Origin of the sequence: Rheinheimera sp. (assembly GCF_030824435.1) — a bacterium.
In the GTDB taxonomy this organism is placed as follows: domain Bacteria; phylum Pseudomonadota; class Gammaproteobacteria; order Enterobacterales; family Alteromonadaceae; genus Pararheinheimera.
Genome location: NZ_JAVBXS010000032.1, coordinates 1 through 18,091 on the forward strand (window position 1 = coordinate 1; position 18,091 = coordinate 18,091).

General features: G+C 48.9%; 15 protein-coding genes and 1 tRNA gene. 10 read left to right on the forward strand and 6 right to left on the reverse strand.

Annotated elements, in window-relative coordinates:
- A tRNA-Trp gene (locus RCH83_RS08055) sits at positions 1–77 on the reverse strand.
- 319 nt (positions 78–396) lie between these two features.
- Here RCH83_RS08055 and RCH83_RS08060 point away from each other — a divergent pair.
- The gene (locus RCH83_RS08060; protein WP_306520798.1) at positions 397–786 is read left to right on the forward strand and encodes a response regulator; all 390 of its coding nucleotides are present in this window, start codon (positions 397–399) and stop codon (positions 784–786) included.
- Between the two features lie 21 nt (positions 787–807).
- Here RCH83_RS08060 and RCH83_RS08065 read toward each other — a convergent pair whose 3' ends face one another.
- On the reverse strand, positions 808–1,158 hold the full coding sequence (locus RCH83_RS08065) for a HopJ type III effector protein (protein ID WP_306520800.1): 351 nt from the start codon (positions 1,156–1,158) through the stop codon (positions 808–810).
- A gap of 75 nt (positions 1,159–1,233) precedes the next feature.
- On the opposite strand from RCH83_RS08065, the gene RCH83_RS08070 reads away from it, so the two are divergent.
- The 8 genes from RCH83_RS08070 (at position 1,234) to RCH83_RS08105 (ending at position 12,868) form a co-directional block, all read left to right on the forward strand.
- Positions 1,234–2,238: a hypothetical protein gene (locus RCH83_RS08070; protein WP_306520802.1), complete on the forward strand. Its 1,005-nt coding sequence runs from the start codon at positions 1,234–1,236 to the stop codon at positions 2,236–2,238.
- Positions 2,239–2,325: 87 nt separating this feature from the next.
- Positions 2,326–3,792 carry an Ada metal-binding domain-containing protein gene (locus RCH83_RS08075; RefSeq protein WP_306520803.1) on the forward strand — a complete coding sequence of 489 codons (1,467 nt, stop codon included), beginning with the start codon at positions 2,326–2,328 and terminating at the stop codon, positions 3,790–3,792.
- Positions 3,789–4,421: a methylated-DNA--[protein]-cysteine S-methyltransferase gene (locus RCH83_RS08080; RefSeq protein ID WP_306520805.1), complete on the forward strand. Its 633-nt coding sequence runs from the start codon at positions 3,789–3,791 to the stop codon at positions 4,419–4,421. The genes RCH83_RS08075 and RCH83_RS08080 overlap by 4 nt, the downstream gene beginning before the upstream one ends.
- A 101-nt stretch (positions 4,422–4,522) precedes the next feature.
- Positions 4,523–5,419, forward strand: a complete 897-nt coding sequence (locus RCH83_RS08085; protein WP_306520807.1) for a pirin family protein — start codon at positions 4,523–4,525, stop codon at positions 5,417–5,419.
- 63 nt (positions 5,420–5,482) lie between these two features.
- Positions 5,483–6,193 carry a 5'-methylthioadenosine/S-adenosylhomocysteine nucleosidase gene (gene mtnN / locus RCH83_RS08090; RefSeq protein WP_306520809.1) on the forward strand — a complete coding sequence of 237 codons (711 nt, stop codon included), beginning with the start codon at positions 5,483–5,485 and terminating at the stop codon, positions 6,191–6,193.
- 8 nt (positions 6,194–6,201) lie between these two features.
- Entirely contained in the window at positions 6,202–7,194 is a 993-nt protein-coding gene (locus RCH83_RS08095; RefSeq protein ID WP_306520811.1) for a cobalamin biosynthesis protein, read from the forward strand.
- Between the two features lie 138 nt (positions 7,195–7,332).
- Positions 7,333–11,838: an EAL domain-containing protein gene (locus RCH83_RS08100; protein WP_306520813.1), complete on the forward strand. Its 4,506-nt coding sequence runs from the start codon at positions 7,333–7,335 to the stop codon at positions 11,836–11,838.
- Positions 11,839–12,013: 175 nt separating this feature from the next.
- On the forward strand, positions 12,014–12,868 hold the full coding sequence (locus RCH83_RS08105) for a DMT family transporter (RefSeq protein ID WP_306520815.1): 855 nt from the start codon (positions 12,014–12,016) through the stop codon (positions 12,866–12,868).
- A gap of 118 nt (positions 12,869–12,986) precedes the next feature.
- On the opposite strand, the gene RCH83_RS08110 is transcribed toward RCH83_RS08105, so the two are convergent.
- From RCH83_RS08110 to RCH83_RS08125, 4 genes are read right to left on the reverse strand one after another with little or no spacing between them, the layout of a single operon-like run.
- Positions 12,987–14,201, reverse strand: a complete 1,215-nt coding sequence (locus tag RCH83_RS08110; protein ID WP_306520817.1) for an ABC transporter permease — start codon at positions 14,199–14,201, stop codon at positions 12,987–12,989.
- Positions 14,202–14,211: 10 nt separating this feature from the next.
- Positions 14,212–15,522 carry an ABC transporter permease gene (locus tag RCH83_RS08115; protein ID WP_306520819.1) on the reverse strand — a complete coding sequence of 437 codons (1,311 nt, stop codon included), beginning with the start codon at positions 15,520–15,522 and terminating at the stop codon, positions 14,212–14,214.
- A gap of 2 nt (positions 15,523–15,524) precedes the next feature.
- Positions 15,525–16,286 (reverse strand): ABC transporter ATP-binding protein, encoded by a 762-nt coding sequence (locus RCH83_RS08120; protein ID WP_306520821.1) that lies wholly within the window; start codon positions 16,284–16,286, stop codon positions 15,525–15,527.
- A 28-nt stretch (positions 16,287–16,314) separates the two neighbouring features.
- Positions 16,315–17,592 (reverse strand): efflux RND transporter periplasmic adaptor subunit, encoded by a 1,278-nt coding sequence (locus RCH83_RS08125; RefSeq protein WP_306520823.1) that lies wholly within the window; start codon positions 17,590–17,592, stop codon positions 16,315–16,317.
- A gap of 218 nt (positions 17,593–17,810) precedes the next feature.
- Between RCH83_RS08125 and RCH83_RS08130 the strand changes: the two genes are divergently transcribed.
- Positions 17,811–18,017, forward strand: a complete 207-nt coding sequence (locus RCH83_RS08130; protein ID WP_306520825.1) for a hypothetical protein — start codon at positions 17,811–17,813, stop codon at positions 18,015–18,017.
- Positions 18,018–18,091 lie beyond the last annotated feature (74 nt).

An 18,091-nucleotide genomic window follows, 5' to 3' on the forward strand; every position in this document is an offset into this window, starting at 1 on the left:
TGGCAGGGGCAGAGGGATTCGAACCCCCAACCATCGGTTTTGGAGACCGCTGTTCTACCAATTGGAACTATGCCCCTAGCGTTGGAGCGGCCATTATACAAAAGGAAAATCAAAGGTAAAGCGAAAATCTCGCTGTAATCAATCAACTGCACACAAAACGTCCATTTAGCCTGCCATTTGCTCAGGACTTCACCATAACGCAGCATCGTCGGCTGGTAAAGTGCAGCTAAAAACAACAGTGGCTATACCTGAACGGGCAAAATTTGATAGCATACGGCAGTTTTCAGTTACAAAACTTTACAAAACGCAAAGAACTGAATTTATTCAGCTTGCCAGTCTGGCCCACGCCAGCTACAACTTAACAAAACATGGATCTCAGACATTTAAGGAAGAATGATGAAAGTCTCCGATTGTTCAGTGCTGATTATCGACGATGTAACTTCTGTGCGGGAATATCTGCGCCAAACCTTGATGTTGCTTGGTATCAGCCATGTCAGTGAAGCTTCTGACGGCAGCCACGGTATTAGCAGCTATAGCAAAATGAAACAAGATGTAGTGTTTTTAGATATTGAGTTGCCGGACTGCGACGGTAAAACCTTATTAAAACAACTAAAAGAAATTAACCCGGACGCCAATGTGGTGATCATGACAGCCCACAGTACTGTTGAAAACGTACAACAAAGTATTCTGGCCGGTGCCTGCGGTTTTATCGCCAAGCCTTTTTCTGCCAAAAAAATCGAGTCAGTGCTCGCTAAATGCAACAGGTTGCAAACTGAACGCTGCTAAAGCACCAGCCCCGATATGGCGCTAAATGGACGCTTTGGCCCTAAGTGCCTGACCACTAAAACTCACACCATCCCAACCGGTACGCATAAAATTACGGATATTCGCATGGTTGTTGCCTTTTAAATCCGGCAACACCTCCAGCCGGTAATAATCACCAAACAGCTGTAATGTCTGAGGTTCAGATAACTTATGCATAGCAGCAAAAGCTAAAATTTTGCATGAGCCATTATTTTCACCTGCCGCATTTGTCAGCGCACCATTTTGAAAAGCCGTAGGGGTAAATTGATACAAAGTGTCAATTAACGCGATGCTCTGACTAAAACTGATGGTTTCGGGTTCAGTGCTTAACTGACGAAAAAAAGTTTCTAACATAACCTCACCTGCTTAAAGTTTAACCAACTGCTGCCGATAGCCGTATTGCATCACTGTCAATCTACGGAGCTTATGATGAATATCGTCACAGCTACTCAACAATTTGCAGTACAGGAACACAGCATATTTCAGCATAGCCGGCTGGAAATCCCCAATAAAGCCGCACCAACTCAGCGTCCGGTATTACCTGTGATTGAACAGCCGGTTAGTCCGGCTCAGGTCGCTGAAAAAACCAGCACCGAGTCTACGGGATCCGCAGAACAAAATGAAGATGCTTTACCTTTTAATGCTTTGCAGAGCATAGGTGTGGTGAAACGTATTCTGGAACAACTGACTTCAGGTAAATTGTTGTCCTGGATTGAAGGCAGTTCTGCTGACAAAATAGCAGCCCAACAACAACAGAATACGACTTCTGCTGACACTGCAGCTGTTACAGATACCGCTGACCATGGCAGCACAGTGCTGGAATGGAATTATCGTTATCAGGCGCTAAGCGCCAGTTTTAGCGGTGAAGCTCAATTGCAGGATGGCAGCAATATCAGCTGGTCTTTTGAATTTTCGCTGCAGGAAGAATATTTTTCCTTTCAGAGTTATCAGCAAGCTGCATTAAAAGACCCGCTGATCCTGAGTCTGGAAGGCACAGCTGTGGCATTACAAAACACCGGCACTGTTTTTGATTTTAGTGGTAAGGGCAATAATGCCGTGCTGCCAGGGCTTGGCAGTGGCCAGTATTATCTGGTGCATGATCAAAACAACAACGGCACAGCAGACCATGGCTCTGAGCTGTTTGGCCCGGCTTCAGGTCAGGGTTTTGCTGAACTTGCCAGCTTAGACGACAACAACAATGGTTTTATTGAAAACTCAGATACAGGCTGGCAACAGCTTGGACTTTGGGACGGAAAATCCGGCTTAAAATCTTTGGCCGAGATGGGCATTGCCGCTGTTTCAACACAATCTGTTGCCACAGCTTTTGGTTTATATGAAGGCAATCATTTGCTTGGCCGTATTGCCCGCAGTGGTATTTTTCTGTCGGAGCAAGGCAGTGCCGGTTTAGTACAACAAGTTGATTTAAATATCTGACAATTTTGTGATTGAGTGCCGGATCTGGCTGATCCGGCCCGGACGACAAGATACACTAACCGGTAATTTAATACCGGAATAACCTGTATGCTCAGCGTTCAGCAATGCCAACAAGCACGTTTAAGCCGTGATAAAAGGTTTGATGGTCTGTTTTATATTGCAGTGTTAAGCACTGGTATTTATTGCCGGCCTGTGTGCCCGGCGCGTTTACCTGCCGAAGCCGGAGTCAGATATTATGCCAGCCAAAGTGCCGCTGCTGCTGCCGGTTACCGCCCTTGCCTGCGTTGCCGCCCTGACAGTGCGCCAGGCTCACCCGCCTGGCAAGGCAGCAATGCCAGCTTTGTGCGTGCGCTGCGACTGATTGCCGAAGGTGCTTTAATCGACGCTGATCAAGCTGCACTTGCCAGCCGTCTTGGGATCAGTGAACGTTATTTACGTAAACTTTTTGCCCGCGAGCTTGGTGTTTCTCCAAAACAATATGCCTTGTATCAACAGTTGTTATTTGCCAAAACGCTGCTGCATCAAACCGCTTTGCCGGTGGCTGATGTCGCTTTGCAGGCTGGTTTTCACAGTGTCAGACGTTTTAACGACGCTTTTGTCAAACAACTCAAACTCACTCCAAGCCAAATCCGCCGCCAACCTGAATTAAAGAGTAGCCCTATGCTGAGCTTAAACCTGCCCTACCGTCCGCCACTCAACTGGGCTTTATTATTGCAATTCTGGCAACTCCGTAGTCTGGACGGCATGGAATGGCTGACTGCACAAAGTTATGGCCGCACTTTTTGCTGGCCGCTGGATAACAACGAGCGTAGCGGCTGGTTTAGCGTACAGCCTGCTTCTGAAAACAGCCTGCAACTCAGCCTTTATTGGCCTTATCCGGACGGGCTCTCTGCTGTGGTGGCGCACATTCGCCGTCTGCTGGATTTAGACGCTGATTTGCTGACCATAGAGCAGCAGCTAAAGCCACTTTTTGGCGACAAACTGCAATCCGGTATCCGTATTCCGGGTTTATGGTCGGTGTGGGAAGCCGCGGTCCGGGCTGTACTTGGTCAACAAGTCAGTGTTGCAGGCGCCCGTACTCAGCTGAACCGGTTGGTGCAGGCGCTTGGCAGCGAAGTGCCGGGTGATGCCACTAAAAAGCTGTTTCCAACCCCAAAACAACTGCTGGATAGCGACTTACAAATGATTAAAGTGCCAGAGGCGCGGCGCAACACCTTATGGGCTTTGGCCAAAGCCGTTGCAGATAACCCGGCTGCCGACCCCGACAGCTGGCTGGCGCTTAAAGGTATAGGCCCGTGGACAGTGGCTTACAGCAAAATGCGTGGTTTATCTGACACTGACATCTGGCTGGCCGGTGATTTAGGCATTCAAAAAGCACTGGCTGAACGAGATGAGCCTGTTGATCCGGCCACTTTAAGCCCCTGGCGCAGTTATGCCACTTTGCAGTTATGGTTTGGCCTGGCGCCAGCAACAAAACCGGCCAAAGCCAGCGAAACAACTTCTATTGCAGGCAGCAAGGTGGCAAAACGCACAACAACAAGGAATAAATCATGACAAACCAGCAAAACAATGTGCAGCTTCGGGCGCAACTTCAAACACAACTTCAAACAACAATGGCAACGCCTGTGGGTGAACTTTGTGTTGTAGCAACAGAACAGGGTATCAGTCAGATCCAGTTTAGCGACGAACTACCGGCGCATCTTGTTGATATCACAGCAAAACAACTGGCACCCATCCGGGATGGTGCTCTTGCCGAAATGCCCATTCAGCAGGCTATGGTTGCTGAGGGAACTTTAAACCCTGAGCAGCGGGCAGAGCTCTATTTGCAGCAGGCAGTCAGCGAATTGCAGCAATATTTTGCTGGCACCAGATCGAGTTTCAGCGTGCCGCTGGCGGCAACTGGCACCCTATTTCAGCAGCAGGTATGGCAGGCGCTGCAACATATTCCTTACGCGCAAAGTTGCAGTTATGGTGCTATTGCCAGCTTTATTCACAAACCCAAAGCTGTGCGCGCTGTGGGTGCCGCTAATGGCCGTAACCCGCTGGCCATAGTGGTGCCATGCCACAGAGTGATTGGCAATAATGGCAGCCTGACCGGTTATGCCGGTGGTTTAGGCCGCAAAGTCTGGCTATTGCAACATGAACAGCAGATGCAACAGCAAATCACAGCAGCCCATCAATAATTCTATTTTTTAGGATATAAAGCGCATTTATATGCGCTTTTCATTCGACTTAAAACGGCGTTTACTAAGCTTATTCCATTACCAGATAGCAGGTACAGAACATGAGCGAACGTCAAATTAAACAACTTATTCCGGCGCAACTGGTGTCAGATGGCGCTGGCGTAAAAATCCGCCGTAGCCTTGGCTTACAACAACAGCTCAGGCTCGACCCTTTTTTAATGCTGGATTGTTTTGGCTCAGACCAGGCGGCCGACTATATTGCCGGTTTTCCGCCCCACCCACACCGCGGTTTTGAAACTGTCACTTATATGCTGGATGGCCATATGTTGCATCAGGATCACCTGGGCAACGAAGGCCATTTAATGTCAGGCGGTGTGCAGTGGATGACGGCGGGCAGCGGTATTATCCATTCGGAAATGCCACAGCAGGAATCCGGCCTGATGCGCGGTTTTCAGCTGTGGTTAAATTTGCCGGCCGCTGAAAAAATGAAAGACCCCGCTTATGTTGATTTAAAACCAGCGCAACTGGGCCGCACAACACTGCCAAACGGCAGCAGTGCAGTGGTGATCGCCGGTGAACTGAAAGTGACTGGGCAAAATCACAGCACCAAAGGCCCTATTCAGGGTTTAAGCACTGAGCCGCAGTATTTTGATATCAGCTTAGCCCCAGACACTGAAATCAGCTTACAACTGCCCCAAGCGCACAATGCGTTGGTGTACCCTTTTGAAGGTGAAGTGTTGGTGGTATCTGGTGCAGCAACCAGCCTGGTGAAAACCCACCACGCCGCTGTGTTAACCCAGGGCAATTCGCTGGTGCTTCAGAGCAAAACACCGGTGCGGCTATTGGTACTGGCGGCTAAAGCCATCAATGAACCAGTGGTGCAATATGGTCCTTTTGTGATGAACACTGCAGCAGAAATTGAACAGGCCATTCGTGATTATCAGGCCGGAAAACTGACCAAAGGCGCAGCAGGTAAGCTGCAAGTCTCAGCAGTGTGAAAAAGTTCGGCAAGCCAAAGCCACAGTTCGTATAATGTGGCTTTTTGTCTTAGCGAGAAACTTATGCAGCTTGTTGGAATTATCGGTGCCATGGAGCAGGAAATTGCCCTGCTGAAACAACAACTCAGCAACCCAGAAACTGTGCAGATCGCCAGTTTTGAATTTCATCTGGGTCAGCTTAATGGTGTGAATGTGGTGCTGGTGCAATCCGGCATTGGTAAAGTCACAGCAGCCGTTGCCACTACTTTGCTTATCAGCCAGTTTAAACCTGATTGTGTCATTAACACAGGTTCAGCCGGTGGTTTTGATGCCGAGCTGGAAGTCGGTGATATTGTGATTTCTTCTGAGCTGCGCCACCACGATGTGGATGTCACGGCTTTTGGTTATGAGCCGGGTCAGGTACCACGTTTACCGGCCGCTTTTGCCGCCCACCCTTTGCTTATCCAGGCCGCTGAACAAAGTATTGCAGCCCTTGGTTTTTGCAAAACCAAAAAAGGTCTTATCACCACGGGTGACGTTTTTATGTGTGACCCTGAACGCATCGCCAAAACCCGCGCCACTTTCCCAACCATGTTGGCAGTTGAAATGGAAGGCGCCGCTATAGCCCAGGTTTGTCATCAGCTGAACACACCTTTTGTGGTGATCCGCAGTTTAAGTGATATTGCCGGTAAAGAATCACCCACCTCTTTTGATGCTTATCTGGAAGTTGCATCACGTAACAGCAGCGCTATGGTGATGGCGTTGTTGCCAAAACTGCAGTCAGTTAACCTCTGAGCAACCCATTGGACTGGTCTGCACTGCCACTGAATGATTTTTTGCAAATGCTGCAACAACCTGTGTTGCAGCAGCCTTTATTGGCGCTGTTGATGATAGCGCTCAGCGCCGTTTTTCCGCTGCCGCCCAGTTATCAGCCTTTGCAGGTGGTGCGTCAGGCCGCTATTGGCCTTGCCAAAAGGGTGAATAAACCCGGTTATGGCAAACAACAGTTATTTATTTCCGGCTCTTTGGCCATGCTGGTGTTGCTATTGCCACTGCTGGCATTAGCAGCGGCTTTTGCCAGTTTGTCGGAGTGGCCTGAGTTCTGGCATGCCTTGTTATTGTATTGTTGCCTGGACTGGCAAAATCAGCGCAATCAGGCATTTTTGCTGGCACAGAGTATTGAAAAACAGCAGCTCAGTCTGGCCAGAGATTTAATCAAACCTTTGGTGCTGCGGCAAAGTCAGCAGTTGTCTGAAGTTGGCCTTTGCAAAGCAAGTATTGAAAGCCTGACATTACGTCTTGCCAAACAATGGGTTGGCGTGTTGTTCTGGTTTTTAGTGGGTGGTGGTCTGGCTGCTTTTGCTTATCGATTGCTGTTGGAATTACAACAAAGCTGGAACCCAAAACAACCGGGTTTTACCGAGTTTGGCCAGCCGGTCAGCCGTTTTATGGTCTTATTAGCCTGGTTACCCCAACTGCTCACCGGTGCGCTTTTGGCATTATTAAAAAACTGGCGGGGCAGTCGTTATTACCGCGACCTTGCCAAAAACAGCGATTATGCCTTGCCACAACGCTGGTTGCTTGCGGCCAGCAGTGCCGCGCTGCAATGTAATCTGGCCGGTCCCCGTTATTATGACCACCACAAACAAAGGCGCATCAGGTTTGGTCCCAAAGCAGAACCGACGGCACAGGATATCCGGCATTTTTTACAGATAAGCCGGCAACTACAACATGCGGTGGTGTTATTGATCGCCAGCGGCTGGTTAGTGTTGATGGTCGCCTTGTCCCCACTTTAGTTCAGGGCTCAAAGTGGCAATGTAACGCAAAAAGAGTGTGATTTTCTGGACTTTAGCCGGTCAATTGCGATATTTTCAGTTTTATTGACATTCTGACAACAGACAATGCCGTTATGTTTATTCTGCCAACGAGATCTGATGCGTAATATCCTGCTGTTGCTGGCATTTTGTTGGCTATTGACCACCCCGCTGTATGCACAGAGTGTAAAGCCTTTGTTATTGCCTCTGACGGTAGATGAAGGGTTGTCGCGTGGCAGTGTGCAACGCCTGTATCTCGACCGTGAAGGTTTTTTATGGATAGCCACCAGTAACGGTTTAAACCGCTTTGACGCCACCCGCAATGTGCTGGTGCGCTCTGACCAACAAAACATCACAGACTTAAGTTTTGTGCAGCTATTTGAAGATAAACAACAAAGACTTTGGGCAGCTTCGGCCAATGTTGGTTTGTTTTTGCTGGATAAAAACAACGGCAACATCACACTGGAGCTGGATCTGGCGGCGCAAGAGCAGCTGGAAATGCCATTGTTAAACGATGCTCTGGAAGAATCAGCCGACCAGTTGTTGTTGGCTATCAGTGATTCGGTATATCGCTACCATCTGAGCACTGGCAAATTACAACGTATTTTTACCATGCCACAAGCGCTCGACGGTGAAGACAACAGCAGAGTCCGCCAGCTGTGGTTAAACGAACAACAGCTGTTAATAGCCACCAATAAAGGTTTGTTCCAGCTGGATACCGCCAGTCTCAACAGCAATGTTGTACTGTTGCCTGATACCACCAATCCCCGCCCTTTTATCCGCCATCTTTACGCTTATCAGCAGCAACTTTATATTGCCGCCGGCAGCAGCCTGTATCAAATGCCGTTGGCAGCGTTAAAGAAGGCGGATTCTGCCGCTATCCATTTGATGTTATCCGATTTGGTGGTGATGCGGATGCTGGCGCATCAGAACCGTTTGTTATTGGCCAGCAATAAAGGCTTGTTTGAATTTGATGAACGTCACCGTCAGGCCAGTTTGTTATGGCGTTTTCGCGACAGCAGTCATCAGATTGGTAACGACGCTATTGTCGATTTAGTGGCAAGCAGTGACGGTGGTTTATGGCTTGCCAGCCGTGAAGACGGTGCCTTTTATTGGCATCCACGCAGCACCAGTTTTAGCAATATAGAGCTCAGTGCTCACAACCAGCCTGTAGAAAATAATACTGCTTTTGGCCGTGGAGCCTTCACTCTGGCAGAAGGTATCAACCAACAGCTATGGGTCGCGAATCAGCAAGGGTTATATCAACTGAACCTGCAAACGGGTGAACAACAACTGTTGCCTTATCCTGAAGGCCTGCCAGATAACTTTGCAATTCAGGTGCGGCGTATTTATCCGGACGCTGACGGCAAACTCTGGCTTAGAACCGGGGATGGACTCAGTTATTTTGACCCGCAACAACGCAGCTTTTTGCCACCGCCATTACAACAACAATCACAACAGCATTTGTTGCAAAATAACGCCCTTGGCCACTGGCGCGCTGACGATGGTGCATTTTGGTTTTACAGTAAAGAAGGTTATTACCATTACCAGAGTAAAACCGGTGAATTAACCGAATTAGCGGGTATCAAAGAGCTGGTGCCGCCCAGATACGCCGGTCGTTTTTTAGGTTTGTTACCTGGCCAACCGGACAAAATGTTGTTAAGTGCCGCCGATCAGCTGTGGTTATACAGCCGCAGCGAAGCCAAACTGAAAAAAATTTATCAGGCCGCTGATTACCAGCCGGGTCGCGACCGTTTTGCTGACAAGTTCAGTGTGGACCCACAAAATATATTGTGGGTTACTTTTCAGGGCATAGGTTTATTGGGTTTTGACTTGAGCAGCCTGACGCTGAAACACCATTTCCACACCGAAAACCAACTGATAAGTAACAGCGTTTATTCCAATGAGCTGGACGAAGCGGGCAATCTCTGGTTTGCCGGCAATTATGGTTTATCCAGACTTGATACCAAAACGCTGCGGCTGGAGCACTTCAGCAAAAAAGACGGTCTGGCCAGCCATGCTTTTGTGTATGGTGCCAGTACCAGACTCAGTAACGGTGATTTGGCTTATGGCACCAGCAGAGGCATCACCGTATTTGACCCACGCCGGCTGATGGAAGCGCCTATGCCCCCTGAAGTGGTGATCACCTCCATTTCGGCGCTGAATCAACCAATAGGCAACAGCCTCGGTGATTTAAGCGGCCAACTGTTCAATTTCGCCCATGATGCTTTGGGCATTGAAGTGCAGTTTTCGGCGCTGAACTTTCGCGACAGCGGCAAAATCAGCTACAAATTCTGGCTGGATGGCGAACAAAAGTTAATTTATCCGGAGCAAGCCGTACCTGCGGTCGTATTCCCGCAGTTGAAACCGGGCCATTATCGTTTTAGCGTGGTGGCCATCTCGCCGATGACCGGCATGCAAAGCGCGCCGGCCCATATCTCTTTAACCATAGGCGCAGCGCCGTGGCGTTCCCAAACCGCTTTAACAGCTTATGCTTCAGTACTGCTGTTATTGTTGTTGTTGTGGTGGCAAACCAGACGCAAACAACGGCGTTTGCTGGCCAATGCCCACCAAAAATTACTGGCAAGTGAACAACGCTTAAAACAGGCGCTGGAAGCGGTCGATAGTGGTGCCTGGGAATGGCATGCCCACAAAAACAGTATTTACGCCCAGCGTATTCATCAGATGCTGGGGTATAACGAAGATTTAAATCCGCTGACGATGCAACAACATTTGTCGCTGATCCATCCGGATGATCGTGATGCCTATCAGCAGGCATGGCAGAGATTTATCAGCGCTCCGGATAAAAATTTTGACCACAGCTACCGCATGCAACATAAATCCGGCCGCTGGTTGTGGTTCCGTGACATTGGCAAAGTTACTGAATTATCAGCACAAAATAAAATAGAACGGGTCATAGGTACTTACAGCAATATTACCGAAACCCGCGCTACCAAAGAAAAAGCCCGATTATTTGGCGAAGCTTTCCAGCAAACCCGGGATTGGGTAGTGCTGCTGGATTTAGAACAAAGGGTCATCGCAGCCAATCAGTCTTTTACCGACGTTTTTGGCAATATGGACGAGTATCTGAATAATCCGCGCACCCACGATTTAGGCATTAGTTTAAACCGGCGCCGTTTTTACACCCGTTTGTTGTCGGGTATGACAGTCAACCAGCACTGGCAAGGCGAAGAGACTGTGTTATGCCCGGACGGCACTGAACGCCCTACCCTGATTAATGTCACTGCTGTAGGTGATGATTTGCAGGTCGAATTTTTTGTATTGGTGTTTACCGATATCACAGCGCAAAAACAGGCCGAAGAAGAGCTCAGATACCTTGCCAGCTACGATATTCTGACCGGTCTGCCCAACCGCGCCTTGCTGATGGACAGGATTTATCATGGTATTGAAGCGGCCAAACGCGAACGCAGATCGCTGGCTTTATGTTTTATTGATCTTGATAAATTTAAACAAATTAACGACAGCCTCGGCCACGATATCGGCGACTTGTTACTGAAAAAAGTAGCCAAACGGCTGACCGACACTTTAAGGGAATCGGACTCTGTGGCACGCCTTGGTGGTGATGAGTTTGTGGTGCTGCTGGAAGGTTATAAAAACGACGACAATATTAGCCATGTCGCCCGCAAAATGATTAAAACCATTGGCGAGCCAATGCAGCTCGGCGCCCATACCGTCAGCATTTCTCCCAGTATTGGTATTGCCGTGTACCCCGAAGATGCCAGTGATGCCAAAGAGCTGCTGAAACATGCCGACGTTGCCATGTACCATGCAAAAGACAGTGGCCGTAATAACTTCCAGTTTTTTATCAACGAGATGAATGAAAAAGCCTATATGCAGCTGGCCAAAGAAACCATGCTTCGCAGCGCTTATCAACAAAGTGAATTTATTAATTATTACCAGCCGATTTACGACAGTCGCAGCCAGAAGATGGTGGGTGTTGAAGTGTTGATGCGCTGGCAATCGGCCACTGGCCTGGTGCCACCCTCAGAGTTTATTCCGTTGGCAGAAGATTTACGTTTAATAGTGCCGATGACCTTAGATTTACTGGAGCGCGCTTTAGCCGATTTACAAGCCTGGCATCAGGCTGGTTTCCCGGTTTATATGTCGGTGAATTTATCGACTCACCATCTGGCACAAGAAGACTTAAGCCGTCAAACCGCCTTACTGCTGAAAAAGTATCAGATCCCGGCCCGTTGCCTGCGTTTTGAGGTGACTGAAAGTGCTTTGATGCAGGATCAGGAAATTGCCATTGCCACTATGCTGGCGCTCAGTGAACAAGGCATAGTGCTGGCGCTGGATGACTTCGGTACAGGTTATTCGTCGCTGAAATACCTCAAAGAGCTGCCGATAGACGCGATAAAAATTGACCGCAGTTTTGTCAAAGATATCGGCATCGACAGCAACGATGAAACCATTATTGACGCCATGCTGAGCATGGCTAACAGCCTTGGCATGTATTGTATTGCTGAAGGGGTTGAAACCGAACAGCAACTGGCGTTCTTTACCCAGCGCCAGTGTTATTTTATTCAGGGATATTTATTTGCCAAACCTATGCCGGCCGCTGAATTATTAACCCTGTTGGTGCAGGAGCATCAGCTGGGTTAGTACGCCGCGGAGATCTTTGGCCCGTTAAAACGCAGACTGCACAATTTACGCCCGGCATCTGCAACAGATCGCTTGCTTATCGCTGTATATCGGATCTGTCTAGAGTGATTCAGACAATAAGCAGCCCTTCTGCTACACTCGCGCCACCGCAAGGCCACGAAGTCCGGAGTCGGGTGTGCCGCTTAAACCTCTTTATGTTGCTGCGTTGTTGTTATTGCTGGCCGAAGCTTGTTTTGCCGGCATTGGCGCGCTGGTGAAACTGACCAGCGACAGCGCCAGTCAGGCGCAGGTGGTGTTTTTCCGTAACTTTTTTGCACTTTTGGTGATGTTGCCCTGGATCATCAGTCAGGGCAGTCAAATTCTGAAAACCAAAAGATGGTATTTGCATGCCAGCCGCGCCACCACCGGCATTATTTCGATGTATTGTTTTTTTTATGTGATAAGCCAACTGCCGTTGGCGCAGGCCATGCTGGTGCTGTTGTTGTCGCCTTTTGTGGTGCCTTTAATAGCCCGCATCTGGCTGAACGAAAGGCCAAGCCGCTTAACGCTGTTTGCCATTGCCCTTGGTTTTGTTGGGGTCTTTATGGCAATACCACTGCAAGGTGAAGCGGGTAATATGCTGATTTTAATGCTGGGTTTGTTATCGGCCGTACTGGTTGCTGTGACTAAAACCACCATTCGTTATATGTCCGACACCGAACCCGCCGCCCGTATTGTGTTTTATTTTTCACTATTAACCGCAGTGATTTCTTTTATTCCGGTGCCTTTTGCCTGGCAGCCTTTACCTGCCATCGCCTGGTGGGCTTTTGCCGGCATGGGAATATTGGCCGCTATTGGCCAGATGGCGATGACCAAAGCTTATGCCTTAGCCCCTGCCAGCGATATTGGCATGTGGACTTACAGCAGTGTGGTATTTGCCGGTTTATTTGGTTATTTGTTCTGGCAGGAGCCCGTCACTATGGGCTGGTTTGCCGGGGTATTAGTGATTTTTTATGCCGGTTATATCAGCACCAGACAAAGATTGTTTTAGTCACTTTGATATGCCGCTATTTGCTCCTGCAATAGCGGCATACCGTACCTCCTGTACATAAAAGCGCTGTCGCCGGTAAAGGCGACAGCAGAAGATCACAAAGCTCAGACGTCAAAGTTCAGACACTGCGGGTGGCCGTTGCCGGAGCTATCGCAGCAGCTTTGCGCGCCGGATATAACACCGCCAGCTGCCCCACCAGATAAAGCGCCACAACACCTGCCAATAACAACTGCGGCTCCAGTGGTTTAAGCTCAAATTTACTCACCAGCCAGATATTCAGCCCTATGGCAGCGCCAACCCCAATAGCTACACCCAGGCTACTGATGATCAGGTTTTCCAGCATAAAATAACGCATCACCTGTAGCTGAGTTGCACCAAGGGCGCGGCGGGTACCAATCTGACGTCTTCTGCGGTTAATGCTGAACATGGCCAGGCCAACAATACCAAAGGCGGTGATCAGGGTCAGCACCACAATCACCAGCATCAGTATTTTGTTCAGCGCATTGTGGCCACGGTAACTTTCGTTGCGGGTTTCTTCCAGGCTGGTGACACTGCGGATAATGCGGTTTTTGTCCGATTCCGCCAGCGCTTTTTCAATAATGGGCATCAACTCATCACGGCGGCCGGGTTCGGTTCTGATCAGATATCTGTTATTACGACCTTCCAGCTGATAAGGCACCAGCATACTGCGCTCTACCCCATCCCAGCCATTCCAGGGTGCCTGTAAGGTTTTGATAATACCGGTTATTTGCATAGGTTCATTGTTGTTGATATAGACAGTCTGACCAAGGGCAGACTCCCATTTCCCCGGGAATAAAGATTCAGCCATGGCCTGACTGATCATAGTGCGGGCTGGCCAGTCCACCGCTGACGCGGCACGCCATTCAATGTCGGTGCTTTGGAAGTTTTCGCCTTTAATCAGCTCAACACCCAAAGTATTAATGCCATGCTCGTCCACCATATACACAGCAACACCAATGCCGTTTTCACCTTCACCGGCTTTGTTTTGCAGACTCATCGACCAGCCGCCACCACTGAGCGGAATAGCGTTGATCTGAGTGGCATCCAGCACACCTGGAATACCACGGATAAGCCGCAGATCGTCATCCAGCGCCGCTTTATGGTTATAGTTTTCACCAAAAACGGTATTGCTCAGGTAAAACAAATTCGCTTCGTCCAGGCCACTGGGCCTTGCCATTTGTTCACTGCGTTGTTGCATCATAAAAATGGCGTTCACCATAATGCTCAGCGTGAGCGCAATTTGCAGGGCAATCAGCACAGCACCAACCTTCTGGCGCAACAAAGCTCGAAAAATAGGTCCAAGTTCTAACATCACAGACTCCTTATTGGCTTTTTAGCTGTTGTGACGGCTGTACAGTACAGGCACGCCAGGTTGGATATAAACCGGCCAGTAAACTGGATACCAGCGCCAGCAACATCGCCAGTGCCACCATGGCAACATCAAGCTGTGCCAGTCCTTTCATTTCATCACCGTACAACAGCGAAATGCCTTGCAAACCAAGCCAGGCAAGCAGCAGCCCAAGCAAACCACCGGCAATACCAATACAACCGGCTTCGGTCAGATATTGCGCAAACAAATGTTGCCTGCTGGCACCAAGCGCCTGACGCAGACCAATCTGGGGTGCTTTGCTTAAAAATTTGGCCAGTAACAAACCTATAGTGTTCAGCAAACACACCAATAAAAACATCAGCGACAACACCATCATCAGATTGGCGTCTTCTGCCACCACCTGCTGATTTTGCATCCACTGCATCACGTCGCTGAGTCTGTTATTGATTGGCCGCTCAAAACGGCCGAGTTTTTTCTGCTCGCTGACATAAGCATTTAAAAAATCGAGATATTGTTGTTTTTCACTGTCATTTCGAAGTTCAACCCACATCTGAGTCCAGATACATTCCGACTCTAAAAAGGCCTGATAACCTTCACCACTGGGTTTCCAGCAGTTGGTATTGCCGTTGCGGCTGATTTTTTGGGTGCTGATATGGCTAAAAGGCAGGAAAAACTCTTCCACTTCGTTAAAAGCACCGGTAGTGACATCATAAAAACGTGGCCTGGGTTGCCAGTTGGCCATGACCCCAACCACCTGATAATAATCACCGGCCAGTTTTACTTTTTGCCCGACCGAATCTTTACCACCAAACAGCCGTTCATTTAAGCCCTGACTCAGCACTATCACTTGTTGCATCTCTGCATCAGCGTTTTCACTCCAGCCGCCGCCGTATAAAAAAGGCACGTCAAACATGGCAAAAAAGTCGGCCGAATTGGCGCGGCCCGACACCTGAAACGGCAGGCTGTCTTTATTATCAGGTTCCACCACTGCGCCTATTTGCGCTTGAATAACCTGACGATAAGCTTTTTTTGCCGCCAAAAGAGCGGTAGCGTCGCGGTAAGTCAGCTGATCCGGTGGGTCGCCGTTCTCATTGGCAGGTTGATGTGGATCCCAGCTGTCGAGCTGCACATAAAACAGCTGTTCACTTTTATGCGGTATAGGATTGGCCGACATCAGGTAATTGACAGTGACTGTGGTCATGGCAGCGCCAATACCCAAACCAATAGCGAGCACCATTAAAAAACTCAGGCCAGGGCTTTGCCGGATACTGATCCAGGCTAAACGTAAATAATAAGCCAGCATAATTACACTCCCGCAACGCGCGGCGCGTCTGCTGTTTGGCCATGCAGTGGCAATGGCGCGACGCTATGCAGACTGGCGCTGTGCAGCCCATCCACTGCGGTCAGCTCAGAAACCCGGCCATCTTTAATAAAAATCTGTCTTTTGGCACGCTGCGCCAGACCATGGTCGTGTGTCACCATAATAATGGTGGTGCCCTGACGGTTAATCTCTTCCAAAAGCGCCATCACACTTTGCGCCATCTGGCTGTCGAGGTTGCCTGTAGGTTCATCGGCTAATAAAAAACGTGGACTGGTGGCAAGGGCACGGGCAATAGCCACCCGCTGCTGCTGACCACCGGACAACTGACTGGGCAAATGTTTCATTCTGGACGCCAGCCCCACCAGCTCCAGCTGCTGTTCAATACGGCGTTTACGCTCTTTGGCATCAAAACCGCGATAACGCAAAGGCACATCAACATTGTCAAATAAATTCAGCTCGGGAATTAAGTTAAAACCCTGAAAGATAAAACCAATTTTCTGGTTACGCATTTTTGAGCGCTGCGAGTCAGACAATAAATTCACATTGTCACCATCGAGTAAAAACTCACCACAGCTCGCCACTTCCAACAAACCGGCAATATTTAAAAAAGTGGTTTTGCCCGAGCCTGAAGGTCCGGTGACACTAACAAAATCCCCTTCTTTCACATGCAAGTCCACTTCACGCAGCGCATGGGTAGACACTTCGCCTGTATGAAAAACCTTGCCTAACTGTTTCATTTTTAACATAAATAGTTCCCGTGGCTGATATGGCCTGTTATTGGTTCAGTTGAATTTGATTGGCACCCTGGAACATATCGGTGCCGGAAATAATAATTTGGTCGCCTTCACTCAGGCCGCTTAACACCTCAACAGCAGATAAACTGCGGGCACCAAGCGCTATAGGGGTTTTAATGGCTACACCGTTTTGTACCTTATAGGCAAACTGGCCATTGGAGCTTTCTAAAAACTGGCCACGCGCCACTTGCAGTACAGCGTCACGCTGTTCCAGCAAAATACGGCTGGCTAAACGCTGATTCTGCCGAAGCCCAGGTGGCGATTTATCACCAAAACGCACCCGGCCTGTGACCTGATTTTCAACAATTTCCGGAGAGATGCTGACAAGTACAGCCGGATATAACTGCTGATCTAAAGTCACTTCCACCGGCATGCCCAAAGTTAAATCGTCGGCATAACTTTCAGGAATAGCAATTTCCACTTCAAACTGGCTTAAATCGACCACAGAAAGTAATAACTGGTTTTTACTCAGGTAGGTTTTATTGTCGGCGGCGAGGTTACCAATAATGCCGTCCACCGGTGACTGCACCTGTAAAGCCGACACCTGACGTTGTAAATTGGCCACTAAAAAGCTTTGCCGCTCCAGCTCCATACCAAGGGCTGTGGATTCAAACTCCAGGCTTTCTTTATTCAGTTTTGCGTCTTTTACCGCATGCTCAAACTGCAGTTGGGCATTATTTAAATCATCCCCGGCTTTTTCATAATCAATCTGACTGATGGCTTTCACGCTATAGCCTTGTTCGGCACGGCGTTTTTCCCGCTCGGCCGTGGTTAACGCCACCTGAGCTAAATCCACCGCTTTTTGGTCGATCAGCTGCTGTTTACGCGACTGAATTTTTTGCCGGTCAAGGCCTGTTGCCAGACTGTTGAGTGTGGCTTGTTCCTGTTTGAGTTTGCTATCGAGCTCCGGGCTTTCGATGGCAGCAATCACATCACCTTTTTTGACTGTGGTGCCGGCTTCAGCAAAAAAGCTGACGGTGCCATCAGCCGGTGCATACAATTTGGGGCTCACCGCCGCTACTACTTTGCCCTGCACTGACACATCACGGATAAAAGGCGCTGTTTTGACAGCGTCCAGCCGGATGCGATCTATTGAAACCGACAGCTCTGATTGTTGCCAGCGTTTGACCACCGGTCCCAGTTGCCATACCAGCACAACCAGCACCAGGGCAGCAGCACCAACAATCAACATGGTTTTTTGGGGCAAAGCGCGCACAACACGGATTTCATCCTGGGCACTTGGTTCTGAAATTTTCATAAAAACTCCTGTTCTTTGATGTAACTAGAGTCGTGACACAGCCGAAAAAGGTTTAGCAAAAACGAAGATATTTAAAAAATAAAAATAATATCCATTTAAAACAAAGGAGTAGGACTTAGTGGGCAAAATGAAAATGGCGGCTGTGTTGCTGGTTTTGCCATCAAGGTAAAAGTGAAAACACAGAACAAGGGGGCTCGCTGATAAAAAACGGGGCTTAAATGAAAAAATCCCCAATCGCAACAAAACACGATCAGGGATTGGGAAGGCGGGCGACTTTTATCGCAGTGGCGGCACCAGGCAGATGGGCTGTTGCTGTTTCCAGTGTAGTTGAGGAAATCCGCCTTGCTGAAAATCAGCAGGCAAAAAACAAAACTAAAGCTTCTGTTTGTCGCCTGCATAACCGGGATACAACACTGCTTTGCTGAAAAAGCAGCAGATGCTGGCACTCAGCAGCCGGCTCGGGTAAAATGCCAGCCCTTTTGTAGTTGACGACTTTTTT